The following is a 26,509-nucleotide window of genomic DNA, read 5'->3' on the forward strand; positions in this document are numbered from 1 at the left end:
AGCCGAGGGACACAGCCGTGGATGGGCTCCCCGTCCGGTCGCACTCGTCGAGCGCCTGGTGCTCGCGGTCAGTTCGTGCGCGAGCGGGTGTTGCTGCGGCGGTTGCGACGACGGCGGCGCCGGCGGCGGCCGTCGTTGCTGTCGGTGTCGGCGCGCCGCGCGGTGGTGGCCGGCGACAGGGCGGTGATGAGACCGGAACGAGCCATGGTGGTGTCCTTTCCGAGACGGATCCCGAGACGGGTCCGAGAGGGAGCCCCGGGGAGGGAGCCCCGGGGCCGCCGGGCTGGCTGCCCGACGAGAAGAACTCTGTCCCCGGCTCGTGAGGTGACCGTGAGCCGCAGATGAGGGCCTTCTCACGGGAGTTCCGCGGGCTCGGCCGTCGCCCGCGATGATGGGCGCATGAGCCTGCTGCACGAGCCCCACCACGACGGCTCCCCGCTCTACCTCGACACCGAGACCCCGGCCCTGGGCTGGCCGGTCAAGGTCCGCCTGCGCACCCACGCCGCGGACCCGGCCGGCGAGGTCGAGCGCGTCTGGCTCCGCACGACGTACGACGCCGAGCCGGTCTTCCACGCCTGCGCCCCGCACGTGCCCGACCCGGCGGTGGGCGCGGTCGGCGCGGACCCGGGCGCTCGCTGGTGGGAGGGCGAGCTGCCGGTGCACAACCCCGTCACGCACTACCGCTTCCTGCTGGCCCACGCCGACGGCACGCAGCGCTGGCTGACCGCGGCCGGCGTCGTCGAGCACGACGGGCCGGACACCTTCGACTTCAAGGTCAGCGCGCACCCGGCCGCCCCCGCCTGGGGCCGGGAGGCCGTGGTCTACCAGGTCTTCCCCGACCGGTTCGCGCGCTCCGCCGCCGCCGACGAGCGACCCGTGCCCGACTGGGCCGTGCCCGCCGACTGGGACGACGAGGTGGTCTTCGAGGGCACCGACCCGCGCACCCCGCTGCAGCTCTTCGGCGGCGACCTCGACGGGGTCACCGAGCACCTCGACCACGTGCAGGCGACCGGGGCGACGGTGCTCTACACGACGCCCGTCTTCCCCGGCGAGAGCAACCACCGCTACAACGCCTCGACCTTCGACCGCGTCGACGACCTGCTGGGCGGCGACGCTGCCTACGCCCGGCTGGCCGAGGGGCTGCACGCCCGCGGGATGCGGGTGCTGGGCGACCTCACCTCCAACCACACCGGCGACACCCACGAGTGGTTCCGCGCGGCGCTGGCCGATCCCGACGACCCCCACCGTGACTGGTACTGCTTCCGACCCGACGGCTCCTACGAGTGCTGGATGGGCCACCACACCCTGCCCAAGCTCGACCACACCAGCGAGGCGATGCGCGCTGCGATGGTCGAGGGGCCCGACTCGGTCGTCGCCCGCTGGATGCGCCCGCCGGTCCACCTCGACGGGTGGCGGATCGACGTCGCCAACATGACGGGTCGACTCGGCGGGATCGACGTCAACCACGAGGTCGCGCGTGCCGTGCGCCGCACCGCCGAGCACGAGAGGCCCGACGCCTGGGTCATCGGCGAGCACAACCACGACGCGTCCGCCGACCTCGACGGCGACGGCTGGCACGGCACGATGAACTACTCCGGCTTCTCCTGGCCGGTCTGGTCGTGGCTGCGCGACCCCGACTCCCCTGCTCGTGCCTTCGGTCGCCCGCTGCCGGTCGCCCACCGCGGCGGTCCGCTCGTGCACCGCACGATCCGCGAGTGGCAGGCCCGCTACGGCTGGCGCGCCACCGCCCAGTCCTGGAACATCCTCGGCTCCCACGACTCCGCCCGCATCCGCACCCTGACCGGGTCCGGCACCCTGCACCGGGTCGCGGCCGGGCTGCAGTTCACGCTGCCCGGCGTGCCGATGCTCTTCGCCGGCGACGAGATCGGGCTCGAGGGCGTCCTCGGGGAGGACTCGCGCCGCCCGATGCCCTGGCACCGCCGCGAGACCTGGGACGAGGCCACCCTGTCGACGTACGCCGCCCTGGCGGCCGCGCGCGCCGAGCACCCCGCCCTCGTGCACGGCGGCCTGCGGTGGGCGCACGTCGACGAGGACTGCCTGGCGTTCCTGCGCGAGCACCCCGCCGGGACCGTCCTGGTCGTCGCCCGCCGGGCCGCCGGCGCTCCTCTCGAGCTGCCCCTCCCGACCACCCCCGAGCTGCTGCTGACCACCGAGCCCGACGGCCCCGTCGACGGACCGTCGGTCACGCTCTGGCGGCTCTGAGCCGACGTAGGCTCCCCTCCATGCGGATCGTCGCCGCCCGCCCCGACCCCGGCCTGGTCCGGCTGCCCTGGTCCACGCCGCTGGAGGACTGGGGCACCGACGTCGTGGTGCCGCTGCCCCGGGGCCTGTCGCGTCACGTGGTACGGATCGTGCGCCAGGGCGAGCGGGTGTACGCCGTCAAGGAGACGGTCGAGGAGATCGCGTTCCGGGAGTACCGCACGCTGCGCGACCTCCAGCGGATGGGGCTGCCCGCCGTCGTGCCGCTCGGGGTCGTCACCGGGCGCACCGACGCCGCCGGCCAGCCGCTGCCGGCGTGCCTGCTCACCGAGCACCTGCGCTTCTCGCTGCCCTACCGCAGCCTGTTCTCCCACGGCGCCACCGCGCAGAACCTGCCCTCGCTCGTCGACGCCCTGGTGGTGCTGCTGGTGCGGCTGCACCTCGCGGACTTCTACTGGGGCGACGTGTCGTTGTCCAACGTGCTCTTCCGGCGCAGCGCCGGCGGGTTCGCGGCCTACCTCGTCGACGCCGAGACCGGCGAGCTCAAGGAGCAGCTCTCGCACCGCCTGCGCGAGCACGACGTCACCGTCGGCACCGAGAACGTCTTCGCCGAGCTGCTCGACCTGCAGGCCAGCAACGCCGTCGCCGGCGAGGTCTCGCCCCACGACGTGGTCGAGATGCTCGTGCGGCGCTACGACGAGCTGTGGGCCGAGCTCACCGACCAGGAGGAGTTCTCCACCCACGAGATGTGGCGGATCGAGCAGCGGATCGAGCGGCTCAACGACCTCGGCTTCGACGTCGAGGAGCTCGACATCGTCACCGACCTCGACGGCGACCGGGTCCGCATCCAGCCCCGGGTCGTCGACCTCGGCCACCACCGCCGCGAGCTGCAGGCCCTCACCGGGCTCGACGTCGAGGACGCCCAGGCCCGTCGCCTGCTCAACGACATGGCCTCGTTCTCCGCCCACCACGACCTGGGTCGCGAGGACCGCGGCATCGTCGCCTCGCGCTGGCTCACCGAGATCTACGAGCCGATCACCCGCCTGGTACCCAGCGGCCTGGGCGGGCGTCTGGAGCCCGCCGAGTTCTTCCACGAGGTGCTGGAGCACCGGTGGTATCTCTCCGAGCGAGCCGGCCACGAGGTCGACATCTTCGAGACCGCCCGCGACTACGTCGACACCGTGCTGGGCTCCAAGCCGGTCGAGGTCATCCCCACCGACTGAGCCCCGGCGGTGCGGGGACGGGCAGGCGGGCCGCTCGTGAGGGACGAGCGAGCGGCCTCTCCCAGCGACGGACGGACCGCGCGGCGCCGCGCTCGGCCGGGGGCGCGGCGGGGCGCGGGCCGACGACGGTGCCCCCGGAGGAGCGTGGTTGGGTCTGGCGGCCCTCCTCGTGAGGAACGAGCGAGGAGGGCTGGTAGCGACGAAGGGGGCCGCCGTCGTCGGTCCGCGCCCCGCGGCGCGTCCCCGGCCGAGCGCGGCGCCGCGCACCCCCGGAAGCGCCCTACGGCTTGCAGACCCGGCAGGCGGTGAGGTGGGCGGCGTTGGCGCCGGCGGGGCGCAGGTCGTCGCGGTGGGCGATCAGCGAACAGTCGCGGCGGTGCAGCGTGGTGCCGTCACCGGCGACGACGGGCAGCGCGTCGGTGTCGGTCTCCGGGGCGTGGATCGCCGCGGCCCGCGAGGTGACGTCGGCCAGCACGAGCAGGGTGTCGGCCAGGCGCTTGGAGGACTCGCGACCGTCGTCGGCGATCCGGGCCAGCCACGCCCCGAAGTAGAGGAACCCGCCCGCGAAGGTCAGGCCCAGGCCGAGCAGGCCGCCGGAGACCAGGTAGGAGATCTGGTCGTACTCGAAGGGCGTGTTGGCCGCGCCGTACCACCCCAGCACGATGACGACCAGGCCGAGCGGCAGCAGCACCGCACCGGCCCAGAACAGCACGACCTGGAGCAGCTTGTAGTTGTTGTTGACCACCGGCGCGGCGCCGGAGCCACCGCCCCGGGAACCGGCACGCGGCATCGCAGCACCCGCGCCGAGGCGCGAGCCGGAGGCGGGGGTGGAGAGGGTGGTGTCGGTCATCGCGGGTCTCCAGTCGATCGTGGCGGTGGCAGGTGCTGCGGGTGGGTACGTCGGCGCGGGGCCGGTCAGGCCTTGCGGAGGTCGGGCAGGCCCGACTGCAGGCCGTGGGCGCAGGCGGCCCCGCCACCGAGGGCGAGGATGCCGAGGCGTCGGAGGTAGGAGCCGAGCACCGTCGCCAGGATGATGGCGCCGAAGAACAGCGCGCCCGGGATGGAGAACAGCTCGGGGAGCCCAGCGCCGGCAGGCGCTGCATCGACCAGGGCGTCGTCGCCGATGGCGGGCTCGCCGCCGCCGGCTGCGGGGGCGTCGACCGGCGCGCCGGCTGCAGGAGCGCCGGGGACCCCGGCGGAGCCACCGGCACCGGGACCGCCGCCGGAGACCGGGCCATTCTGGCCGTTGTCGGTCTGTCCCGGCTTGACCTCAGGGATCTCGATCTCGGGGCTGGTGTCGACGGCCGAGGACGCGTTGCCGAGGGTGAGCACGATCTTCGGGGCGAGGTTGAGAGCGGCACCGAGCAGGCTCTTCAGCTGCGCCGCCTCCTCGGGGAACGGCAGGCCGCTGATCGCCTCGGAGATCTGGTCGATCGGCAGGACGTCGAGCTGACGGCGCAGGACGCCGGCGTCGATGACGATCTGCAGTCCGCCGACGGCGACCGAGCCCTGATCCTTGTCGGTCTCCTCGGTGGGCTGGGGCAGCAGCAGCTGGATGCCCAGCGCCTCGAGCGCCTGGTTGGGGTCGGCCGGCAGGCCCGGCAGGTCCTGGCCCTGCCCGGCGGCCTCGAAGCCGTCGGACCCGAAGCGGAACTTCTGGCCGGCGATGGTGAGGGTGCCGTAGTCGGTGACGCCGCGCGTGACGGCCTTCGCACCGTCACTGGTCACGGTGGCGGTCGAGACGACCCCGTCGAGGGTGATGACGCCGCCCAGGAGGCTGATCTCGCCGAGCGCGCTGCGCGAGATCGCGCGCACCCGCTCGATCCCGTCCTCACCCTCGCCGCGGGTCACGGTGGACGTGGCCCCCATGCCGCCGACGTCGATGAGGAGCGCCAGCTGCGCGGGGATCGGGCAGGCGACCTCCTCCTCGGCGCGGTTGCCCTTGCCGCCGAGCGCGCCGGTCAGCGAGCCGAGGCCGTCGCCGAGCCCGGAGGTCACGGTGCTCAGGCCGGTCGTGAGGCCGGAGAGCCCGTCGAGACCGGGGATCGGCAGCCCGGGCAGGCCAGGCAGACCGGGGAGACCGGGGATCGGACCCTCCTCGCCGCCCTCTCCGCCCTCGGCCGCGGCCTCACCGGGCTGCCCGAGCCGGCAGTCGGTGGAGTAGCCGGCCGCGGCGGTGGTCTTCTCGGCCGAGGCGCTGGTGCGCTGGATGGAGCCCGGGAACTGCTCGTCGGACTGGGAGGCGGGGCCGGCCGGGTGGTTGGAGTTCACCTGGACCGGGTAGCCCTGCTCGGCAATCGGCCCGGCCAGCTCCGGCGGGAGCCCGAGGTTCTCCACGATGGTCTTGAAGCCCTCACCGACGGCGGGACCCGGCCACAGCAGCGACGCGCGCCCACGCGTGGTGGAGGAGTCCGCGACGACGGAGCTGTAGCCGATGTTGAACTCGACCTCCGGCTTGGCCGGGATCGGGATGGTCGGCTCGAAGATCTCCAGCCGGACCGGCGTGGACGTCGTCGTGGCGGCGTACCCGGCGAACTCCGGGTCCGCAGCACGCACGGACGCGGCGGCGACCGGCGCGCTCGTGGGCGCCGGCGCCGCGGTGGCGCCTCCGGCCAGGGGCAGCGCGAGGGACACGACCGCCGAGGCGGCCAGGCCGGCCCCGAGGCGACGGGCGCGCGAGCGCCGGAGGACAGTGCGACGGCCGCTCATGCGGCACCTCCCAGGATGACGTCGGACATGGTCTCGAGGATCTCGTCGGGCTCGCCGGTGGCCACGACCCGACCGCCGGACATGACGGCGGCGTAGTCGGAGATCTTCAGGGCCGTGCGGGCGAACTGCTCGATGCACAGGATCGAGACGCCGGTCTCGGTGATCCGGCCGACGGTCTCGTAGAGCTCGTCGACGATCAGCGGGGCCAACCCCATGGAGAGCTCGTCGAGCAGCAGCAGGGCCGGGTCGGAGGCCAGCGCCCGCGACATCGCGACCATCTGCTGCTCGCCGCCCGACATCGTGCCCGCGAGCTGCTTGCGGCGCTCCTTCAGGCGCGGGAAGTAGGCGAAGGCGGTCTCGAGGACGGCCTCGGCCGGCACCCCGGCGTACGACATGAGGAGGAGGTTCTCCTCGACGGTGAGGTTCGGGAAGACCGAGCGGCCCTCGGGAATCGTGCACAGGCCGAGGCGGGCCAGCTCCTCCGGGCCGCCGGTGCGCACGTGCACGCCGCCGAGGTGGATGTCGCCCGAAGTGGGCTTCTTCTGCCCCGAGATGACCTTGACCAGCGTGGACTTGCCCGCGCCGTTGGGGCCGAGCAGCGCCATGACCGCGCCCTTGGGCACCGAGAGGTTCACCCCCCGCAGCACCTCGATGCGGCCGTACGCCGCGTGCAGGTCGACGATCTCCAGGATCGGCACGCTCACGAGCCCACTCCTTCGCGTGCGGCGGGGATGACCATCGTGTCGTCGGAGACGGCCGGCAGGTCGGTGACGGTGTGCGCGTCGGCGTCGGCCTCGTCGGAGTAGCCGAGGTAGGCCTTCTGCACCGCGGGGTCGCGGCGGATGGTGGCCGGGTCGCCCGAGGCGATGATCGAGCCGAAGTCCAGGACGTGGATGACGTCGCAGACCGCCATCACCAGGTCCATGTCGTGCTCGACCATGAGGATGGCGCGCCCCTCGGCGGCCAGGTCGCGCAGCAGGTCGCCGAACGCGTCGGTCTCGGTCTCGTCCAGGCCGGAGGACGGCTCGTCGAGGAGCAGCAGCTTCGGGTCGCCGGCCAGGCACCGGGCCAGCTCGAGCAGGCGCGCGGTGCCGGTCGGGATCGAGTCGGCGCGCTCGTCGGCGTACGCCGCGATGCCGACCCGCTCCAGCAGGGCGTCAATGTTCTTGCCGTGGCCCCCGGGGAGGAAGCCCTTGAGCACGCCGCGGTGGATGTCAGCGGCGACCTTGACGTTGTCGCGGACGCTGAGCGATCCGAAGGCCTCCAGGCGCTGGAACGTGCGGCCCATGCCGCGCTTGGAGCGCCGGTGGACGGGGGTCGAGCTGACGTCCTTGCCCTGGAAGCGCACGGTGCCGCGGGTGGGCTTCTGCAGCCCGGAGATGACGTTGAAGCAGGTCGTCTTGCCGGCGCCGTTGGGCCCGATCAGCCCGGTGACGGTGCCGGGGTCGGCGGTGAAGCAGGCCTCGTTGACGGCCGTGACGCCGCCGAACTGCACGACCACGTGGTCGACCTCGAGCAGCGGCCCGTCGTGGCGGCCGCTCGCGCGGTGCGAACCCGCGAAGGTCTCGGCGAGGCTAGACACCGGCGGGCTCCTTGTTCTCTGCCGGTCCCTGGTCGGGGCCGGGGGTCGTGGCCGCACCGCCGCCGAGTCCGACGGTGGTCAGCGACTGGTCGGCCGCGGCGTTGGCGTCGTGCTCGGCCCGGGCCTGCTCCCGCATCCCGCCCAGGCTGCCGCCGGGGACCGGGAGCACGGGGATCCGCTCGCGGATCCGGTTGCCGAAGCGGCGGTCGAGCAGGCGGCCGAGGCGGAAGAGCTGGTTGGCCAGGCCGTTGGGGTCGCGGGCCAGCAGGATCGCGCCCACGGCAATGACGACGAAGAAGAGGCCGGCGATGCCCGGGTAGTCGGCCTGGAGCACCGGGAGCATCATCAGCCCGACCCCGCCGAGCGCGGCGCCGGTCACCGAGGTGACGCCGAAGACGACCGCGAGCAGCAGCAGGGTGAAGGAGCCGAAGAACTGGAACTCGGCCGCGCCCACGGTGCCGCGCAGCCCGGCGTACAGCGCCCCGGCGATGCCGGCCATGCCGGCCGAGGCGGCGAAGAGGCCGACGCGGAACCAGCGCTGGTCCAGCCCGAGGGTGCCGCAGGCGGCGGGGCTGTCGCGCAGGGCGACGAGCATCCGGCCGAGCGGGCCGGCCCGGACGACGAGCAGGGCCAGGCCCATGAGGACGAAGAACACCGCCATCACCCAGACGTAGCCGGCCGTGGAGTCGACCTGGTAGCCGAGGATCGAGAGCCGCTCGGCCGAGAGCGAGCCGTTGAAGCCGAAGGCGAAGTCGGCCTGGAAGATCATCCGGTCCATGATCACCGCGAAGGCGAGCGTGGCCAGCGCGAGGTAGAGACCGGTCAGCCGGATCACCGGCAGCGCGACCAGCGCGCCGACACCGGCGGCGACCAGGCCGGCCAGCAGCAGGCCGACGAGGTTGGGGCTGTCGATCTTGATGTAGGCCAGAGCGCCCACGCCGACGAAGGTGATCTGCGCCAGGGAGACGTGCCCGCCGTAGCCGGTGAGCAGCACCAGCGAGAGCATCACGATGGCGTACGTCGCCGCCGTGCCGACCAGCAGCAGGTTGGCCTCGCTGAGGGCGCCGGCGACCAGGGCCACGCCCAGCAGCAGGGCACCGGACCACGACAGCGCCTTGAACGGGCTGGGCAGCGGCGCGGAGACGATGCCCTTGACCTGGCCGATGCGCAGCTGCGCCTGGGGCATCAGCACGATGACGGCGAAGAGGAACAGCGCCGGGACGACGTTGCGCACGGAGTTGAGCAGCCCGTCGGTGGGCAGGTAGCCCGAGGCGTAGGAGGTGACCAGGCCCAGCGCCATCGCCCCGACGAAGGTGAGCGGGAGGTTCTGCAGGCGGCCCAGGATCGCCGCGGCGAAGGCGTTGATGACCAGCAGCAGCAGCGCGAAGTAGTCCAGGCCCACGGTCGAGACGAGCAGGACGCCGGCGAGGGCCGCCAGCGAGGTGCCGATGGCCCAGGAGAGCGCGGCGACGCGCTCGGGCTGGCCGCCGAAGAGCTTGAGCAGCTCGGGGTTGTCGACCGAGGCGCGCATCGCGGTGCCGATGCGGGTGCGGTTGAGCAGGACGTAGAGCCCGACCGCCACCACCAGGGACAGCACGATGGTGATGATCTGGTGGGCGGTGATGAAGAACCCGAACATCTCGTAGGAGGTGCCGGCGAAGAACGGCTGCACCGAGCGGGCCTCCGGCGGCCAGACCTGCTGGGCCAGGCCCAGGGTCGCCACGAGGATCGCCACGGTCACCACGAGGGAGACCGAGACGGGCGCGTCACCCAGACCGCGGGCCACGAAGCGCTGGAGGAACCAGCCGATGGCGGGCGCGACCACGAAGAGCACCAGGAAGAGCGCCAGCAGCGTGGGCATCCCCTGCCGCACGCTGAAGTCCCAGAAGACGAAGGACAGCAGCATGCCGAGCGCACCGTGGGCGATGTTGAAGACGCGGGTCGTGGAGTAGGTCAGCACCAGCCCCGAGGCCGCGATGGCGTACGCCGCCCCCGAGACCAGCCCGAAGATGGTGAAGGCCAGGAACGAGCTCATCAGGAGACCTCCGTGACGCCTGTGCAGGTGTACTTGGTCCCACCGATCGGCACCCACTTGCCACTCTTGACCTGGACGAAGCGCCAGCAGTCACCGGTGCGCTTGGGACCGACGCCCTGCGGGGCGTGCATGCCGTTGGCGGTCCACTTGTCCACACCGCGCAGCGCCTCGACCAGCGCCGGGCGGGAGAGCTTGCCGCCGAGCTTGGAGGCCTGCTCGACGAACAGCCGCGCCGCCGACCAGGCGAAGAGCCCGAAGAAGTCGGGCGTCGCGCCGGGCTTGGTCTGCTGCAGCCAGCTCGTGTAGAGCTGCATCTCGGAGTTGGTGGAGGCCTCCTCGAAGGGCACGAAGTTGATGAAGGCCACCGTGCCCTCGGCCGCGCTGCCGGCGCCCTCGAGGTAGTCCGGGTGGTAGGCGGTCGGGTCGACCACGAAGACGTCCGGCTCGAAGCCCTGCTGCTCCATGGCCTGGGCCATCCGGACGTACTGCGGGATGCCACCCAGGAACTGCACGTGCCGGGCGCCCTCGTTCTTCAGCTCCTGGACGTACGGCGCGTAGTTGAACTCCGTGGTGTCCACGCTCTGCTGGTAGACGAACTTCATCCCGCGCGCGGTCATGGCCTTGGGCTGGATCTGACCGTTCTCGGCCGCTGCGCCGGCGCTGAGGTAGACCATCGCGGCGTTCTGCGCGGCCTGGGCGAAGTTCTTCTTCAAGAAGTCGGGGACGGCGTTCTGGAACTGGCTGGCGACCGTCGACTGGGCACCGAAGCAGGTGCTGCACTCCGAGCGTGCTCCGGTCACCGCGGTGGAGCGGATGTCCGGCAGCCCGCAGCCCTCGGCGGTGGAGGCGCCACCGGAGTCGAAGGCCGACATCGAGCCGACCATCGCGAAGACGTTGTCGCACCCGTCGACGTAGTTGCGCTGGTCGGCGCTCGCGTCGGTGCGGGAGTCGTAGTTCTTCAGCTCGATCGAGCGGCCGCAGATGCCGTCGGGGTTGCTGCGGTTGTAGTAGGCGACGAAGGCCTTGACCGCGTCCTGGGCCGACTCGAAGAGTCCGGGGACCGGGCCGGAGATGTCGGAGGCGTTGCCGATCGTGATCGTGCTGTCGGTGATGCCGGTGGTGTTCTTGAACCCCTCGCAGCTGCCGGTGGGGATGGGCGCGTCCGCGCCGGGCCCGCCGGCCGAGCCCCCGGTGCCGCCGGTGCCGCCGGTGCCCGCGGTGCCGCCGGACCCCGTCGTACCACCCGTGCCGCCGGCGCCGCCGGTGTCCCCGCCCACCGCACCGGGGACGGAGCCGTCGGCGGCCACGACCTGGCCGTCGGGGCCGACCACGACGCCGCCTGCGCCGAGGGTGCCACCGGCGCCCGCCACCTGGCTGGGGTCCAGCTGCGAGCCGCACGCTGCCAGGAGGAGCGCCATGCTGGCTGCGACGACCGTCAGGGCCGAGCGACGGATGTGCGTACGGGTGCGGACCGAGCGGGCCACGGGCACCAGACCTCCTGGGGTGATGAACAGCATTCACGTTCTGGGGAATCAACGACCACCTCAGTCAAAGGTGACGCCTCCCACACAGGCAAGGGGGTGGCGCGCTCCTCAGGCAGGACCGTCTCACCAAGTGGAACATGTTCTAGTTTTTCACGCGAGAGCACAGGTCGAACTGGCATCCGGCTGCCACGCGGCTCCGGCGCCGCCTACGCTCCCGGCATGCCCGCGATCTCGCCGCCGCAGCACGTCGTCGACCAGGCACTGGCCTCGCAGTCGCGGCCGGTCCCCTACCCGCGGCCGGGCGCCGACGCCCCCAACGTCCTGATGGTGGTGCTCGACGACGTGGGCTTCGCCCAGCTCGGCTGCTTCGGCTCCGGGATCGCGACACCGCGCATCGACGAGGTGGCCGAGCAGGGCCTGCGCTACCAGCGCTTCCACGTGACCGCCGTCTGCTCCTCGACCCGGGCGGCGTTCCTGACCGGTCGCAACCACCACGCCGTCGGGATGGGCGTGACCGAGGAGGCCGCCATGGGCTTCCCCGGCTACACCGGGCGGATCCCGCGCAGCGCGGCGACGATGGCCCGGCTGCTGCGCGACAGCGGCTACAACACGATGGCCGTCGGCAAGTGGCACCTCACGCCACGCACCGAGACCTCCGCGGCAGGACCGTTCGACCGCTGGCCGCTGGGCCAGGGCTTCGAGAAGTACTACGGCTTCCTCGGTGCCGAGACCAGCCAGTGGGCACCGGAGCTGGTGCGCGACAACCACCACGTCGAGCCGCCGGCCACGCCCGAAGAGGGCTACCACCTCACCGAGGACCTGGTCGACGAGACGATCCGGATGATCCAGGACCAGCAGCAGGCCACGACCCGCAAGCCGTTCTTCTGCTACCTCGCCACCGGCGCCGCGCACGCCCCCCACCAGGTCGACCCGGAGTGGGTCGAGCCCTACCGCGGCGCCTTCGACCACGGCTGGGAGGCCTACCGCGAGGAGGTCTTCGCCCGCCAGGTCGCCGCCGGCGTGATCCCCGCCGACACCGTGCTGACCGACCGCCCGTCCTGGGTCCCGGAGTGGTCCTCCCTCACCGCCGACGAGCAGCGGCTCTACGCCCGCTACATGGAGGTCTTCGCCGGCTTCCTCACCCACACCGACCACCACCTCGGACGCCTCTTCGACTTCCTCGAGGAGATCGGGATCGCCGACGACACGATCGTGATGGTGATGTCCGACAACGGCGCCAGCGCCGAGGGCGGACCCAGCGGCACGCCCAACGAGGCCGCCGGCTGGCTCGGCCTGCAGCCCGACGCCGCGACCGCGATGGACCGGATCGAGGACCTCGGCGGGCCCAACGCCTCCAACCACTACCCCTGGGGCTGGGCGTGGGCCGGCAACACCCCGCTGCGGCTGTGGAAGCGCTACTCCTGGCTCGGCGGGGTGCGCGCACCGTTCGTGCTGCGCTGGCCCAGCCGGGTCCCCGACCCCGGCGCCGTGCGGGGTCAGTTCACCCACGCCGTGGACCTCTTCCCCACCCTGCTGGAGGCCGCCGGCGTCGACCTGCCCGAGGCCGTCGACGGCGTGACCCAGCAGCCGGTGGACGGTGCGTCCTTCCTGGCCAGCCTGACCGACGCCGGGGCCGCCGAGCACCGGCCGATGCAGTACTTCGAGATGATGGGCTCGCGTAGCCTCTACCTCGACGGCTGGAAGGCCGTGACCGACCACGTCGCGAACCAGTTCGGCGAGCGCGACCACGTGACCGGCAGCTTCGACCACGCCACCGACCGCTGGTCCCTCTACGACCTGCGCTCGGACTTCTCCGAGAGCACCGACCTCGCCGACGCCCACCCCGACCTCGTACGCCGGATGGAGGGCCTGTGGTGGGCCGAGGCCGGCCGCAACCAGGTGCTGCCGCTCTTCGAGTTCCCCGGGTCGATGTTCCACCTGCACCCCGGCGAGTTCCCACCCCCGCAGGAGGCGACCTACCGTCCCGGCGGCGCCCCCGTGGTGGAGCCGATGCTGCCCGCCACCGGCGGCGGCTTCTCCCTGCGCGCCCACGTGGAGGTCCCCGACGAGCACGCCTCGGGCATCCTGGCCGCCATCGGCGACCACCAGGGCGGCTGGGGCGTCTACCTCCTCGACGGTCGTCCGACGGCCTGCTTCGCGCTGCTCGACGCCACCGACCGGGTGCAGGCCTCTGAGCCCGTTCCCGCCGGTGCCCACGTCGTCGGGCTCGACCTGCGTCCGGCCGGCGCGGACGGGCCGCAGCGCCTCGAGCTGTCCGTCGACGACCGCGTGGTGGCCTCCGGCGAGGTGCGCGGGACGTCCTTCCTGCCGCAGCTGTCCTCGGCCGCCGTGGGACTGACCGTCGGCCGCGACCGCGGGCTCCCGCTGTGCGGGGACTACCGCCCGCCCTTCGCCTTCACCGGCCGGCTGGAGAAGGTCGTCCTGCGCAGTGGCGCCGGTGCCACCTTCAGCGTCCCGGACACCGAGGACCGCGTGCGCGCGGCCGTCGCCGGCGACTGAGGTGCCGAGCCAGCAGACCGGCGGCGACCCCGCCGAGGACCCCGCCGAGGACCCCGTCCCGGGCGCGGACGACCCGCTCGCGCTCGGGCGCCGCGAGCAGCACAAGCGCAGCACCCGCCGCGCCCTCGAGGACGCCGCGCTGACCCTCTTCGCCCGTGACGGCTTCGACGCGACCACGGTCGAGGCGATCGCCGAGCGGGCGGAGGTCTCGCCCCGCACCTTCTTCCGCTACTTCGCCACCAAGGACGAGGTGCTGGACATGGGCTGGGCCGCACGGCGCGAGCGGATCCTGGCGCTGCTGCTCCTCGCACCCGACGGGCTCGACGACCTGGCCGCCGCCGTGTGGGTGCTGGAGAGGATGGCGATCGAGCTCGAGCCCGAGCGGGACCGGGTCCGGCTGCGCGCGGTCGCGGCCGCCACCTCACCCGCCCTGCGCGGTCGCTCGGCGGAGGCGCTCACCGCGTGGGAGGCGGCGGTCGGCCTCGGACTGGCCCGCCGACGCGGGCTGGAACGCCCCGACGAGGCCGCCTCGGTCGCCGCCGCGGTCTCGCTCGGGTTGTGGGGCTGGGCGGCCCGGCACTGGATCCACCCGCGCTCCGGCGTACCGCTGCGGGAGCTCGTGCGCACGGCGGCCTCGCACCTGCCCGGCCGCTGACGCCCTGGACGGCCCCGTGTCCCGACGGCTCAGCCTCCCGATCTGGGCTCAGCGCACGACGGTGGTGCCGTTGCAGGTGTAGTCGCGACTGCCGAGCGGCACGAACTTCCCGCCCCTGACCTGCAGGAAGCGGAAGCACTCGCCGGTGCGCTTGGGCCCGACGTTCTGCGGCGCGTGCAGGCCGTTGGCGGTCCAGTCGTCGGTGCCACGGATGGCCTCGAGCAGGGTCTCGCGCGAGAGCTTGCCGCCCAGGCCCGCCGCGAGCTCGACGAAGAGCCGCGCCGCGGACCACGAGAAGACCCCGAAGAAGTCCGGCGTCGCCCCGGGCTTGGTCGTCTGCAGCCAGTCGAGGTAGAGCTTGGTCTCGGGGCTGCGGTCGGCCTCCTCGAAGGGCACGAAGTTCGTGCAGATCGTGATGCCCTCCACGTCCTCGCCGCCCTGCTCGATCAGCGCCGGCTCGTAGGCCGTGGGGTCGATCATGAAGACGTCGGGCTCGTAGCCCTGCTGGGTCATCGCCTGGGCCAGGCGCACGAACTGCGGGACCGCGGCGGTCATCTGGACGTACCCCACGCCCTCGTCCTTGAGCTCCTGCACGAACGGCGCGTAGTTGAACTCCGAGGTCTCGATGCCCCGGACGACGGTGAACCGCATCCCTCGCTGGGTCATCGCGCGCGGCTGCAGCTGGCCGTTCTCGGCAGCGGCACCGGCGTTGATGTAGAGGCTCGCGGCGTTCTGGGAGGCGTCGCGGAAGTTCTCCAGCACGTAGTCGGCGACCGCGTTGTTGACCTCGCCCGCGATCGTCGACTGGGCACCGAAGCAGGTGGAGCACTCCTGGCGGTCGCCGGTCACCCCGGCGGAGCGGATGTCGGGCAGGCCGCAGGCCTCGGTCGTGGCCGCGCCACCGGAGTCGAAGGCCGACATGGAGCCGACCATGGCGAAGACGTTCTCGCAGGCGTCGACGTGGTTGCGCTGGTCGGCGCTGGCGTCGGTGCGGGAGTCGTAGTTCTTCAGGACCAGGGTGCGCCCGCAGATGCCGTCGGGGTTGACCCGGTTGAAGTAGGCGACGAAGGCCTTCGTGGCGTCCTGGGCGGACTCGAAGAGCCCCGGCACCGGGCCGGAGATGTCGGAGGAGTTGCCGATGGTGATGGTGTCGTCGGTGATGCCGGGGCCGTTCTGGAAGCCCTCGCACGACCCGGTCTTGATGGGTGGCCCCTCGCCCGGGCCGGCGCCGCCGCCGGTGGTGCCGCCCGTGGTGCCGCCACCGGTCGTGCCGCCGCCCCCGGTGGCTCCCGTCCCGGTGCCGCCCGTGGTGCCGCCGTCGGAGCCGGTGGTGCCTCCGGTGGTCCCACCGTCGGCGGACACCGGCTGGCCGTCGGCCCCGACCACGACCCCGCCCGGGGCCGTGCCTCCCGCCGCGACCACGTCTGCGGGCGCGAGCTGGGAGCCGCAGGCGCTGAGGACCATCACGAAGGCGACGGACACCGTCGCCAGCCTGGTGCGGGAGCGGGACACCGGACCTCCTCGTGGTCGCCTGTTGCGTCTGGGGGCTCAACGAGCCCCACCCCCGGAAGTGACGCGGATCACGAGAACGTGTTCTACCTGCCGTCGCGCCGATCCTGCTCCCGGGGGCGGCCGGTGGCGTCGTCGGCGTCCGGGCCCTGCTCGCGCGGGCCGGTGCCCGGACCGCTCGCCGGCCCCGGGTCCGGCGTCCCCGAGGGCGAGGGCACGAGGACCGAGCCCTGCTGCTCCTCGCCGGGCCCGCCGTCCTCCTCGGCGCCGGTGACGGTGTCGGGCCGGACCAGGACGGTGTACTCCCCGACCTCCCAGCGGCCGTTGGTCTGCAGGAAGACGCCCTGCAGACCGACCGGCCTACCCTCGCGGTAGGTCACCAGGGTCATCTGGGCCTCGCGGCGCGGCTTGGAGCCGAGCGCGATGGCGTACGCCGCCCCACCCGTCGTGCCGTTGGTGTAGCGGTAGCCCACCTGGCCCTCGGGACCGACCACCGGGTCGGGGCCCACCTCGACGTGCAGGTGCCCGCCCACCGCCAGGTCGGCGCAGCCGCGCGCGAGGGCCTCGGAGGCCAGGTTGACGTCGTGGACGAGCAGGGTGCCGATCGGGCCGTCCTCGGCGGCCGTGTCGCAGGCCACGTCGGCCAGCCGGCTGCCGACCTCCTCGAAGGAGAGCCCGGTCTCGTCGCGCCAGCTGCCGAGGCCGGAGGACCGCGGGTCGGCGACGCCCAGCAGGGTGCTGCCGCCGGGGCCCTCGACGACCTCGCCGTCGAGCATCGTCCACCCGTGGTCGGCGAGGTAGTCGGCCACGAAGTCGCCGCTGTCGTGGTTGCCCGCCACGCCGAAGCGGTCGTAGCCGTCGAAGGCGGCGCTGACCGAGTCCAGCGAGAAGGCCTCCCAGGTCGCTCCGGTCGAGGTGTCGTCGCCGGCGTTGAGCACGACCGTTGCGCCGGCCCGGTCGCCCACCGCGCGCGCCACGGCGTCCATCCCGATGTTGTCGTGGCGGTCGGAGACGAGGATGGCGACGGTCTCGTCCTCGGCCGGCTCGCGCAGGTCCAGCTCGAGCGCGTCCTCGGCGGCCTGGGCGTAGAACCCGCGCGACTTCTCGTAGGTGTCGACCGCGCTCTCGATCAGCCGTCGGGTCTGGCTGGTGGTGACGTCGCCGCGCACCTCCACCCCGTCCAGCTCCTCCGGCAGCGGCACCTGCGGACCCAGGAACTCCGCCAGCGGGATCCACGGCCGCGCGTCCTCGACCCGCTCGTCCGCCGGGGTCCACGGCTGCCACCAGGCCAGCCCCACCGCAGTGACGGCCGCGACGGCGACGGCCCCGCGCCGGCTCGGCACCGAGCGCAGCAGCTCGCGTCGGCGCGCCGGGCCGACCAGCACCCAGAACAGCACGGGTACGGCGCCCACGGCCGCCCCGCGCAGCGCGGCCTGCCACGCCATGTCGACCACGGCCTCGCGCACGCGGGCCCGGGCACCCTCGGGGCTGGAGGCGATCACGGCGTACCGGTCCACGAGCTCCTCGGTGCTGGAGGCGTCGGTCTTGCCGAGTCGCACGTCGACACCGAGAGGAGCCCCGGAGTCGATGCGCAGGTCGGGCAGGACCGGCCCCGTGCGCACCACGACCTGGCGCGAGAGCGTCGGCTGGAGCACGGCGTCGTGGCTGGCGAGGGTGACCTCGCGCGAGGAGCCGAGGAAGAGGGTCAGCCCGGCCAGGACCGAGAGGCCCAGCCAGGCCGCAGCCAGGGCCAGGACGTGGAGGCCGGCGCCGGTGCGTCGTGGCAGACGCAGGACGCGCCGCGGGCCCGCGGGCCCGTCGGTCACGCCCTGCGACGGCACGGGATCAGTCCCGGGCCCTCGCGACGGCGTACAACGCGACGCCGCAGGCGACCCCGGCGTTGAGCGACTCCACGGAGTTGGCCATGGGGATCGAGACGAGCAGGTCGCAGGTCTCGGCGACCAGGCGCGAGAGCCCGTCGCCCTCGGAGCCCACGACCAGCACCAGCGGCCCGTCGGCCAGGTCCATCGCCGGCAGCTCGACCTCGCCGTCGGCGGCGAGGCCGACGACCATGCAGCCGGCGTCCTGGTAGGCCTTCAGCTGGCGGGTCAGGTTGACGGTCTGGGCCACCGGGATGCGGGCGGCGGCACCGGCGCTGGTCTTCCACGCCGAGGCCGTCATGCCGGCGGCGCGCCGCTCGGGGACGACGACGCCGTGGGCCCCGAAGGCGGCGGCGCTGCGCACGGCCGCGCCGAGGTTGCGGGGGTCGGTGACGGAGTCCAGCACCACGATGAGCGGCTGCTCGCCCATCTCCGCGGCCCGGTCGAGCAGGTCGTCGGGGTGGGCGTACTCGTAGGCCGGGATGCGCGCCGCGAGGCCCTGGTGCACCGCGCCGCCGGTGTGCCGGTCGAGCTCCTGCTTGCTCACCTCGAGCAGGCTGATGCCGCGGTCGGAGGCGAGCATGAAGGCCTCGCGCAGCCGGCCGTCCCGCTCGGCGCCCTCGGCCACGTAGAGCGCGTTGACCGGCACGCCCTCCCGCAGGGCATCGACGACCGGGTTGCGCCCCGCGATCCACTCGGCGTCGCTGCTGGTGCGGCGACGCGGGCGCGAGGCCTGCGCCTGCTTCTCGGCGCGCTTGGCCGCCTTGTGCGCCTGGTGGTAGGGCCGGTCCTTCGCCTTGGGCGTCGGGCCCTTGCCCTCCAGGCCGCGACGCACGCGGCCGCCGGAGCCGGCGGTGGGGTTGCCCTTGCCGCTCTTCTTGATCGCGCCCTTGCGCTGGGAGTTGCCTGCCACGTCAGTGTCCTTCTTCGGTTGTCGAGCAGTGAGCGCCGGCGAGCGGCTCCACCGCTGGTCGAGCAGCGAGCGAAGCGAGCGTCGTCGAGACCCCGGCCATCAGGCGAGGCTCCACTTCTGTCCGTCGGGGGTGTCGGTGATCTCCACGCCGGCCTCCTTGAGCCGGTCGCGGATCGCGTCGGCGGTCGCGAAGTCCTTCTCCGCGCGCGCCTCGGCGCGCTGCTGGAGCAGCCCGGAGACGAGGGCCTCGACGACGGCCGCCATCCGGTCATCGCCCTTCTCCTCGCCCCACGCCGGGTCGGCCGGGTGGAGGCCGAGGACGTCGAGCATGGCCAGGACCGAGGCCAGGTTGCCGCGCAGGGCTGGGCCGTCCCCGCCCGCGAGCAGCTTGTTGCCCTCGCGGACGACCTCGTGGATCGCGGCGACCGCGGCCGGCGTACCGAGGTCGTCGTCCATGGCCTGCACGAAGTCCGCGCAGGCGATCCCGGGCTCGGGGAGCCCGCCCACCGCGTCGGCGGCACGCTCGACGAAGGCCTCGATGCGGCGGAAGGCGACCGCCGCCTCGCCGAGGGCCTCGAAGGAGAACTCGACGGTGGAGCGGTAGTGCGCTGCGACCATGTAGTAGCGCAGCTCGATACCGCGGAACCGCTCGAGCACCGCGGGGATGAGCAGGCTGTTGCCCAGGCTCTTGGACATCTTCTCGCCGGCGGTGGTGATCCAGGCGTTGTGCATCCAGTACGCCGCGAAGCCGTGCCCCGCCGCACGCGACTGGGCCAGCTCGTTCTCGTGGTGGGGGAAGCGCAGGTCGACGCCGCCGCCGTGGATGTCGAAGGCCTGCCCGAGGTACTTGCCCGCCATCGCCGAGCACTCGATGTGCCATCCGGGCCGGCCGGGACCCCACGGGCTGGGCCACGAGGCGGTCTCGGGCTCGGTGGACTTGCGCCCCTTCCACAGGGCGAAGTCGCGCGGGTCGCGCTTGCCGCGCGGGTCGGCGTCCTCGGCGGCCTCCATGTCCTCGATCCGCTGGTGGGTCAGCGCGCCGTACCCCGGCCAGCTGCGCACGTCGAAGAACACGTCGCCGGTGCCGTCCTCGGCGGCGTACGCGTGCCCCTTGGCGATGAGCTGCTCGATCAGCGCGACCATCTCGGGGACGTGGCCGGTGGCGGCTGGCTCGTAGGTCGGCGGCAGCACGTTGAGCGCGGCGTAGGCCCGGTCGAGCTCGCGCTTCATGTCGTAGGCGAGGTTGTACCAGGGGCGGCCCTGCACCTCGGCCTTGGTGAGGATCTTGTCGTCGATGTCGGTGACGTTGCGGATGAAGTCGACCGCGAACCCGCGGTGGGTCAGCCACCGGCGCAGGACGTCGAAGTTCACCGCGCTGCGCACGTGCCCCACGTGCGGCTCCGACTGCACCGTGAGCCCGCAGACGTAGACACCGACCCGTCCCTCCTCGAGGGGCACGAAGTCACGGACCTCGCGGGTCGCGGTGTCGTACAGCCTGATGCTCACCCGCCTCAGTCTAGGAGCGCGCCACCCCCACCCCCGATTCCCCGCTGAGTCGGCCCTCGTCCAACGGTGACTCGGCACCGGTTCGACGGTGACTCGGCACTGGTTCGAGCGTGAGTCGGCGCTGGTTCGAGCGCATCGTTCATCCTGTGACGCATGTGACAGGAGTGACGTACCCTCGATCGGGTGCGTCGCCTCCTCCCCTCCCTCGCGCTGGCCCTGACCCTCTCCCCGCTGGCACCCGTGACCCCGGCGGTCGCCGACACGTCCGCACCGGGTGCCCGCCGTGCGGCCGAGCATGCGGTTCAGCGTGCGGCCGCGAAGATCCAGACCGACCTGCGCGGCTGGTCCGGCGCGGACCTGGCCTCGGGCCGCACGGCCGGCACCGAGCTGCGTCGGGGCCGGCTCTTCCTCGCCGACCCGGTCGGCACCCGCACGCTCGGCGGCACGACGTACGACGTCGGGCGCTGGGTCTCGAGGTGGGCCCGTCCCGGGTTCGGCTTCACCGAGCTCGTCGCGAGCTGGGAGGCCAAGACCCCGGGTGACTCGTGGGTCGAGGTCGAGGTGCGCGGGCAGGACGCGTCCGGGCGCCGCAGCTCGTGGGACAGCCTCGGGCGCTGGGCCTACGGCGACAAGCACCTGCGCCGCACGAGCGTCCCCGGCCAGGACGACGACCTCGCCCGCGTCGCGACCGACACCTGGCGCACCGCCTCCGCGGCCGGCCTGGACCGCTGGCGCGTGCGGGTCAGCCTCATGCGTCGTACCGGCGCCACCACCAAGGCCCCCAGCCTCGGCCACCTCTCGGCCACCACCTCGCGCCGCCCCGACACCCGCCCGCCGACCTCGAAGCCGGGCGTCGTCGCGCAGGCCGGCGGCGCGGTGCTCGACGTGCCGCGCTACAGCCAGATGGTCCACACCGGCCACTACCCGCAGTGGGGCGGGGGCGGCGAGGCCTGGTGCTCCCCGACGTCGCTGTCGATGGTGCTGGCCTTCCACGACGCCCTGCCCCCGGCCCGCGACTACGCCTGGGTCCCCGACGGCCACGGCGCGCCCTGGGTGGACCACGCCGCCCGGATGACCTTCGACCACGGGTACGACGGCGCCGGCAACTGGTCGTTCAACGTCGCCTACGCCGCCCGCCTGGTCGGCCGGGCCGAGGTCTCCCGCCTCCCCGACCTGCGCGCCGTCGAGCGCCTGGTCGCCGACGGCCTCCCGGTCATCATCTCGATCGTCTTCGACGCCGGTGAGCTCAGCGGCGGCCCGCTCACCTCCTCCGACGGCCACCTGCTGGTCGTGGTCGGCTTCACCGCCGACGGCGACGTCGTGGTCAACGACCCCGCCGCCGACTCCCCCGCCGGCGTACGCCGCACCTACGACCGCGCCCAGCTCGAGCGGGCCTGGCTGGACGCCTCCACCGGCACCGCCTACGTCCTGCGCCCCTGACCCGAGCCCGCCCCGCGTCCAGCCCCGACCACCAGCCACGGAGGCGGGGGTGCGCGGCCGCGGTCGGATGGCCCGGTGCGCGGGGCCGCCGCCGGCTCACCCGGCCTGCGGAGGCGCGGCCGGACGCAGACGCCCCCGGAGGAGCGTGGTTGGGTCTGGCGGGCTCCTCGTGAGGGACGAGCGAGGAGCCTGGTAGCGACGAAGGGGGCGTCTGCGGGAGGCGGTGCCTCCGCAGGCCCTCAGGAGGCCGCGGCACCGCGCGGCCCCACCCGACCGCGGTCGCGCACACCCGACCGACCTACCGACGACCCACCCTCAGCAGCCGTAGCCCCCGTCGACGTCCAGCTTCTGGCCCGACACGAACCCGGCCCGGTCGGAGGCGAGGAAGCAGACCGCTTCGGCCACGTCGTCGGCGCTGCCGAAGCGCCCGAGCGGGATGTTGCGACGGGTGATCTCGAGGGCCTCGTCGGACAGCTCGCCGGAGCCGATGAGCCGGGCGGCCATCCCGTCGGTGAGCATGCCGGGACCGACGGCGTTGACCCGGACGCCGTACCTCCCCTCCTCGACCGCCAGCGCCCGCACCATCGCCTCGACGGCGGCCTTGGGCGCCGAGGAGAGCCCGTCGCGCTTGGGGAAGCGGGAGGTGGCGGCGGTGGTGACGGCGACGACGCAGCCGCGCGACTCGCGCAGGGCCGGGAGCGCGGCGCGCACCACGGTGAAGAAGCCGCCCGCGTCGTCGTGCAGCTGGGTGGCCATGTCGGCCGCGGAGACCCTCCCGAGGTGGACCATCGGCACGTGCGGGCCGGCGGCGTGCACGAGCGTGTGCAGGGCCCCGTGCTCGGCCAGCACCGCCGCGACGACCGCGTCGGCCTGCGCGGCCGCGTCGCCGGCCCCCAGGTCGAGCGGGTACGAGGCCACCCCCTCTGCCGGCGTACGACGGTGGGTGACGACGACCCGTGACCCGCGGGCTGCGAGCAGGGCCGCGACCCGCGCCCCGATGCCCCCGTTGCCGCCCACGACCAGGGCTGCCCCGGGGCGGCCCGCGAAGTCCTGCATCAGGAGTCCTGCGCGCTGAAGTCGACCACGTGGTGGCCGGTCGCCCCGTCGGGCAGCACGTCCCGCTCGACGGGGGTCTGCACGACCCCGTCCCCGTCGGTGGCGCGCACGCGCAGCAGGTGGTCGCCCGGGCCGACCTCGATCGAGCCGCCCCACTGCACCCACGTGTCGTCGCTGGGGACCCGTCCGAGCTCCATCGGCTGCCAGGGGCCGCCGTCCAGGGAGACCTCGACGGCGGAGATGCCGGTGTGCTGGTGCCAGGCGACGCCGCCGACCTGCACGGTGCCGCTGGGGACGCTCGACCCCGAGCGGGGCACGTCGATCCGGGAGGCGGTCTTGATCGGGCCGAGCTCGCCCCAGCCGCGCTGGGTCCAGTAGGCGTCGACGTCGGCGAACCGCGTCACCTCCATGTCCACGACCCACTTCGTCGCCGAGACGTAGCCGTAGAGCCCGGGCACGACCATCCGCACCGGGAAGCCGTGGTCGATGGGCAGCGGCTCGCCGTTCATCGCGACGGCCAGGAGGGCGTCGCGCCCGTCGGTGAGGGCCGCGAGCGGGGTGGCGCAGTTCCACCCGTCCTCGGAGGTCTGCAGCACCGCGTCGGCGCCGGGCAGCACCCCGGCCTGCTCGAGCAGGCCGTCGATCCGCACCCCGCTCCACCAGGCGTTGCCCACCAGCGGCCCGCCGATCGGGTTGCTCACGCAGCACAGCGTCACCCAGGCGTCGCTCAGCTCCTCGTCGAGCAGGTCCTGGTAGGTCACGACGACCTCGCGCTCGACCATCCCGTGGATGCGCAGCGACCAGTCCTCGGGTGCGATCGCGGGGGTCACGATGGCGGTGTCGATCCGGTAGAACTCCTCGTTGGGCGTCTGCCACGGCGAGATCCCCTCGACCTCGAGCCGCGACCCGGCGGGCACGCGCGGCGCCCGGACGTCGAGGCGCAGCAGCCGCCGGGTCTCCTCGACCTTGCGACGCCCGCTGCCGAGCAGCCGTCCGCTGACCCCGACGATGGCCGCGACCCCGCCGATCGCGGCGACCCTGATGAGGAACTCCCGCCGTCCCTTGACGTACGCCGGAACCGACCCGGCCCCCGGTAGCGGCCGCCCCGAGCCGGCTCCGGCGGGGGTCGCCCCGGCGTCGACGCGACGCAGGGGCTCGGTCAGCAGCGAGAGCGCGACGAGCCAGGTGACGTAGCCGATCGCCACGGGCAGCAGGTCGACGGTGGCCCAGCCCGCCGAGGAGACGACCGCGACCGCCGCGAGGACCGCGAGGAGCGAGTAGACCAGCACCGGCACCCACCAGCGGCGCCTGGCCCAGCGGCCGACGAAGAAGAACAGCGCGACCGAGAGCACCGTCATGACGCCGAGCAGGAGGGACTTGTTGTAGGCGCCGAAGAACTTCAGCGCGAACTGCACCACCGGTCCCGGGGTCGTGCGCACCACGAGCTCGGCGATCGCCACGAACGGCGCCTCGCGGATGGTGAGCACCATGGCCGCGGCGTAGCTCGCGACCACGCCGGCTGCGCCCGCGAGGAGACCGGCCAGCGGCCACGCGAGGGCTCGACGGTCGAGGGAGGGACGCTCGGGCACGGACCCATCATGTCCCAGGCACGGGTGCCGGACGGGAGCGCGGCGGTGACGGTCCGGTGACGGACGACCCTGGCGCTGGTCGCGGTGCGGGCGCCGCGAGCCACGACACCCCGCCGCACCCAGGTACCTGCGACACGCGTCCCGGAAAAACCCGGGACGGCCCCGCCCGGGGCCCCGCGGCCGTTAGCCTCCGAGGGTGACGACCCGTCTCCCCCGCGTGGGCACCGGCACCGACGTGCACCGGCTCGCCCCCGGCGTACCCCTCCACCTCGCCGGCCTCTCCTGGCCCGACGAGGACCACGGCCTCGAGGGCCACTCCGACGCCGACGTGGCCGCGCACGCCGCGTGCGACGCGCTGCTCTCGGCCGCGGGCCTGGGCGACCTGGGGTCCAACTTCGGCACGAGCGAGCCGGAGTGGGCCGGCGCCGCGGGCACCGCCCTGCTGGCGGAGACCGCCCGCCGGGTGCGGGCCGCGGGCTTCGAGATCGGCAACGTCGCGGTCCAGGTGATCGGCAACCGGCCGCGACTGGGTCCGCGCCGCGCCGAGGCCGAGGCCGCCCTGTCGGGCGCGGTCGGCGCGCCGGTGAGCGTCTCGGCGACGACCACCGACGGGCTGGGGCTGACCGGCCGCGGCGAGGGGGTCGCCGCGATCGCGACCGCGCTGGTGGTGCCGGCATGAGGACGCACGCCCTGCACGTCGACGACGGCGCCCGGCTGCACGTGACGGTCTACGGCCGCGAGGACGCCGAGCTCACCCTGCTGCTCGCGCACTGCTGGACCGCCGACGAGCAGGACTGGCACTACCAGGTGCGGCACCTGCTGGCGACGTACGGACCCGACCTGCGCCTGGTCACCTGGGACGCCCGCGGCCACGGCCGCTCCGACGTCGCCTCCGAGCGGGACTGCACCGTGCCGCGCCTGGCCCGCGACCTGGGCCAGGTCGTCGACACGTTCGCCACCGAGGGCCCGCTGGTGCTGGCCGGGCACTCGATCGGCGGCATGACGATCATGGCGCTGCCCGAGGTGCGCCCCGACGTGGTCGAGCGGGTCGCCGGACTGGTGCTCGTCGCGACGTCCTCCGGCGGCCTGGACACCGTGACCCTGGGCTTCCCCGAGATGGGGCCGCTGCTGCGCCGCCAGCTGCCGCGGGTGCTGGCGACCCGGGCCCGGCTGCTCACCCGCTCCGAGCGCCGCCGCACTCCCTCGATCGAGCGCTGGGTGGTCAACCAGATCCTCATGGGCACCCCGCTGCGGCTGCGCGACGCCGGCCTGGTCGTCGACCAGCTCGTGAGCTGCGCGCCCGCGACGATGTCGGGCTTCTACCGCGACCTCATGGGCCACGAGCGCACCGATGACCTCAAGGCGTACGCCGGTGTCCCCACCACCGTCATGGTCGGCAGCGCCGACGTGCTCACCCCACCCGTCCACGCCCGCCGGCTCGCGTCCGCGATCGACGGGGCCCGACTGCTCGTGCTCCCGGGTGCCGGCCACTACCTCCCGCTCGAGCGGGACGAGGCCGTCTCCGCCGAGCTGGTCTCAGCCGTCGAGCGGGCCCGCGCCGGGGTGCGGTCAGCGCCGGTCGCCCTCGCGCAGCGGGGATAGTCCGCACGCCCAGGCAGGTTCGCAGCACGCGACACCTGCGTGCGCGTGCGGACTACCCCGCTCCGCCAGCTCAGGCCGCGCCCTTGCGGTGCCCGACCAGCACCACCCCGTCCACCACCTTGACGTCGTACGCCGGCACCGAGACGTGCTCGTCGTCCAGGCACCGGCCCGTGCGGAGGTCGAAGCCGTGCCGGTGGCTGGGCGGCGCCACGAAGGGCACGTCCTCGCGGCGGCCCACGATGCCCCGGGCGAGCATCGAGGCCTTGGCGAACGGGTCGTGGTTGCCGAGCGCGTAGACCGAGCCGTCCTCGAGCCGGAACAGCGCCACCGCCTGCCCGTGCACCAGCGCCGTGGCACCCCGCTCGACCTGCAGCTGCTCGACGCGGCAGACCGGGTGCCAGTCCTCCCGAACGGTCATGGCTCCCTCCTTCGGCCACCGAACCTAGGAGCGCCGGCGTACCACCCGGGTTTCGCCGTGTAACGGCCGTGAAAACTCCGCCGCTCGTCCTCCCGACGGGATCCCCCTGCGGTCACTCCCGCGAGCAGCGCCGGGGACGGGCGCGCATCGGGACCACCCCCGGGACGG

General features: G+C 73.7%; 21 protein-coding genes. 7 read left to right on the forward strand and 14 right to left on the reverse strand.

Annotated elements, in window-relative coordinates:
- Window positions 1-68: 68 nt before the first annotated feature.
- On the reverse strand, window positions 69-206 hold the full coding sequence (locus Q1V71_RS11785; protein ID WP_300644007.1) for a hypothetical protein: 138 nt from the start codon (window positions 204-206) through the stop codon (window positions 69-71).
- 193 nt (window positions 207-399) lie between these two features.
- Here Q1V71_RS11785 and Q1V71_RS11790 point away from each other — a divergent pair, with 193 nt between their 5' ends.
- Together Q1V71_RS11790 and Q1V71_RS11795 are read left to right on the forward strand one after the other, a co-directional pair.
- Complete coding sequence (locus tag Q1V71_RS11790; protein ID WP_300644008.1) at window positions 400-2,223, forward strand: glycoside hydrolase family 13 protein; 1,824 nt, start codon at window positions 400-402, stop codon at window positions 2,221-2,223.
- Window positions 2,224-2,243: 20 nt separating this feature from the next.
- Entirely contained in the window at window positions 2,244-3,443 is a 1,200-nt protein-coding gene (locus tag Q1V71_RS11795) for a DUF4032 domain-containing protein (protein WP_300644009.1), read from the forward strand.
- A gap of 280 nt (window positions 3,444-3,723) precedes the next feature.
- On the opposite strand, the gene Q1V71_RS11800 is transcribed toward Q1V71_RS11795, so the two are convergent.
- The 6 genes from Q1V71_RS11800 to Q1V71_RS11825 form a co-directional block, all read right to left on the reverse strand.
- Window positions 3,724-4,293, reverse strand: coding sequence for a hypothetical protein (locus Q1V71_RS11800; protein ID WP_300644010.1), 570 nt, complete (start codon window positions 4,291-4,293; stop codon window positions 3,724-3,726).
- Window positions 4,294-4,358: 65 nt separating this feature from the next.
- Window positions 4,359-6,152 carry a choice-of-anchor P family protein gene (locus Q1V71_RS11805; RefSeq protein WP_300644011.1) on the reverse strand — a complete coding sequence of 598 codons (1,794 nt, stop codon included), beginning with the start codon at window positions 6,150-6,152 and terminating at the stop codon, window positions 4,359-4,361.
- Window positions 6,149-6,856 carry an ABC transporter ATP-binding protein gene (locus tag Q1V71_RS11810; protein ID WP_300644012.1) on the reverse strand — a complete coding sequence of 236 codons (708 nt, stop codon included), beginning with the start codon at window positions 6,854-6,856 and terminating at the stop codon, window positions 6,149-6,151. Before Q1V71_RS11810 ends, Q1V71_RS11805 begins: the two co-directional genes overlap by 4 nt.
- Entirely contained in the window at window positions 6,853-7,734 is an 882-nt protein-coding gene (locus Q1V71_RS11815) for an ABC transporter ATP-binding protein (protein WP_300644013.1), read from the reverse strand. The genes Q1V71_RS11810 and Q1V71_RS11815 overlap by 4 nt, the downstream gene beginning before the upstream one ends.
- Entirely contained in the window at window positions 7,727-9,769 is a 2,043-nt protein-coding gene (locus Q1V71_RS11820) for an ABC transporter permease (RefSeq protein ID WP_300644014.1), read from the reverse strand. The genes Q1V71_RS11815 and Q1V71_RS11820 overlap by 8 nt, the downstream gene beginning before the upstream one ends.
- Window positions 9,769-11,259 carry an ABC transporter substrate-binding protein gene (locus Q1V71_RS11825; RefSeq protein WP_300644015.1) on the reverse strand — a complete coding sequence of 497 codons (1,491 nt, stop codon included), beginning with the start codon at window positions 11,257-11,259 and terminating at the stop codon, window positions 9,769-9,771. The genes Q1V71_RS11820 and Q1V71_RS11825 overlap by 1 nt, the downstream gene beginning before the upstream one ends.
- Window positions 11,260-11,472: 213 nt before the next feature.
- On the opposite strand from Q1V71_RS11825, the gene Q1V71_RS11830 reads away from it, so the two are divergent.
- Both Q1V71_RS11830 and Q1V71_RS11835 read left to right on the forward strand, forming a co-directional pair.
- The gene (locus Q1V71_RS11830; protein WP_300644016.1) at window positions 11,473-13,773 is read left to right on the forward strand and encodes an arylsulfatase; all 2,301 of its coding nucleotides are present in this window, start codon (window positions 11,473-11,475) and stop codon (window positions 13,771-13,773) included.
- Window position 13,774: 1 nt separating this feature from the next.
- Window positions 13,775-14,428, forward strand: coding sequence for a TetR family transcriptional regulator (locus Q1V71_RS11835; protein WP_300644017.1), 654 nt, complete (start codon window positions 13,775-13,777; stop codon window positions 14,426-14,428).
- A 48-nt stretch (window positions 14,429-14,476) separates the two neighbouring features.
- Here the strand turns inward: Q1V71_RS11835 and Q1V71_RS11840 are convergent, their stop codons facing one another.
- The 4 genes from Q1V71_RS11840 to cysS all read right to left on the reverse strand — a co-directional run bounded on the left by Q1V71_RS11840 (window position 14,477) and on the right by cysS (window position 20,236).
- A complete protein-coding gene (locus Q1V71_RS11840) occupies window positions 14,477-15,940 on the reverse strand; it encodes an ABC transporter substrate-binding protein (RefSeq protein ID WP_300644018.1) in 1,464 nt (487 codons plus the stop codon).
- Window positions 15,941-16,023: 83 nt separating this feature from the next.
- Window positions 16,024-17,763, reverse strand: coding sequence for a metallophosphoesterase (locus Q1V71_RS11845; protein WP_300644019.1), 1,740 nt, complete (start codon window positions 17,761-17,763; stop codon window positions 16,024-16,026).
- Window positions 17,764-17,782: 19 nt separating this feature from the next.
- Window positions 17,783-18,730 (reverse strand): 23S rRNA (guanosine(2251)-2'-O)-methyltransferase RlmB, encoded by a 948-nt coding sequence (rlmB, locus tag Q1V71_RS11850; protein WP_300644020.1) that lies wholly within the window; start codon window positions 18,728-18,730, stop codon window positions 17,783-17,785.
- A 99-nt stretch (window positions 18,731-18,829) separates the two neighbouring features.
- A complete protein-coding gene (gene cysS, locus Q1V71_RS11855) occupies window positions 18,830-20,236 on the reverse strand; it encodes a cysteine--tRNA ligase (protein ID WP_300644021.1) in 1,407 nt (468 codons plus the stop codon).
- A gap of 183 nt (window positions 20,237-20,419) precedes the next feature.
- Here cysS and Q1V71_RS11860 point away from each other — a divergent pair, with 183 nt between their 5' ends.
- A complete protein-coding gene (locus Q1V71_RS11860; protein WP_300644022.1) occupies window positions 20,420-21,676 on the forward strand; it encodes a C39 family peptidase in 1,257 nt (418 codons plus the stop codon).
- Window positions 21,677-21,991: 315 nt separating this feature from the next.
- Here the strand turns inward: Q1V71_RS11860 and Q1V71_RS11865 are convergent, their stop codons facing one another.
- Window positions 21,992-22,732 carry an SDR family oxidoreductase gene (locus tag Q1V71_RS11865; RefSeq protein ID WP_300644023.1) on the reverse strand — a complete coding sequence of 247 codons (741 nt, stop codon included), beginning with the start codon at window positions 22,730-22,732 and terminating at the stop codon, window positions 21,992-21,994.
- A complete protein-coding gene (locus Q1V71_RS11870; protein ID WP_300644024.1) occupies window positions 22,732-24,321 on the reverse strand; it encodes a molybdopterin-dependent oxidoreductase in 1,590 nt (529 codons plus the stop codon). The genes Q1V71_RS11865 and Q1V71_RS11870 overlap by 1 nt, the downstream gene beginning before the upstream one ends.
- Before the next feature lie 196 nt (window positions 24,322-24,517).
- Here Q1V71_RS11870 and ispF point away from each other — a divergent pair, with 196 nt between their 5' ends.
- Both ispF and Q1V71_RS11880 read left to right on the forward strand, forming a co-directional pair.
- Window positions 24,518-25,000: a 2-C-methyl-D-erythritol 2,4-cyclodiphosphate synthase gene (gene ispF / locus Q1V71_RS11875; protein WP_300644025.1), complete on the forward strand. Its 483-nt coding sequence runs from the start codon at window positions 24,518-24,520 to the stop codon at window positions 24,998-25,000.
- On the forward strand, window positions 24,997-25,923 hold the full coding sequence (locus tag Q1V71_RS11880; RefSeq protein ID WP_300644026.1) for an alpha/beta fold hydrolase: 927 nt from the start codon (window positions 24,997-24,999) through the stop codon (window positions 25,921-25,923). The genes ispF and Q1V71_RS11880 overlap by 4 nt, the downstream gene beginning before the upstream one ends.
- Before the next feature lie 70 nt (window positions 25,924-25,993).
- Here the strand turns inward: Q1V71_RS11880 and nirD are convergent, their stop codons facing one another.
- Window positions 25,994-26,341, reverse strand: coding sequence for a nitrite reductase small subunit NirD (gene nirD, locus Q1V71_RS11885; RefSeq protein WP_300644027.1), 348 nt, complete (start codon window positions 26,339-26,341; stop codon window positions 25,994-25,996).
- Window positions 26,342-26,509 lie beyond the last annotated feature (168 nt).

This window comes from Nocardioides sp., from assembly GCF_030149505.1.
Lineage (GTDB): Bacteria > Actinomycetota > Actinomycetes > Propionibacteriales > Nocardioidaceae > Nocardioides.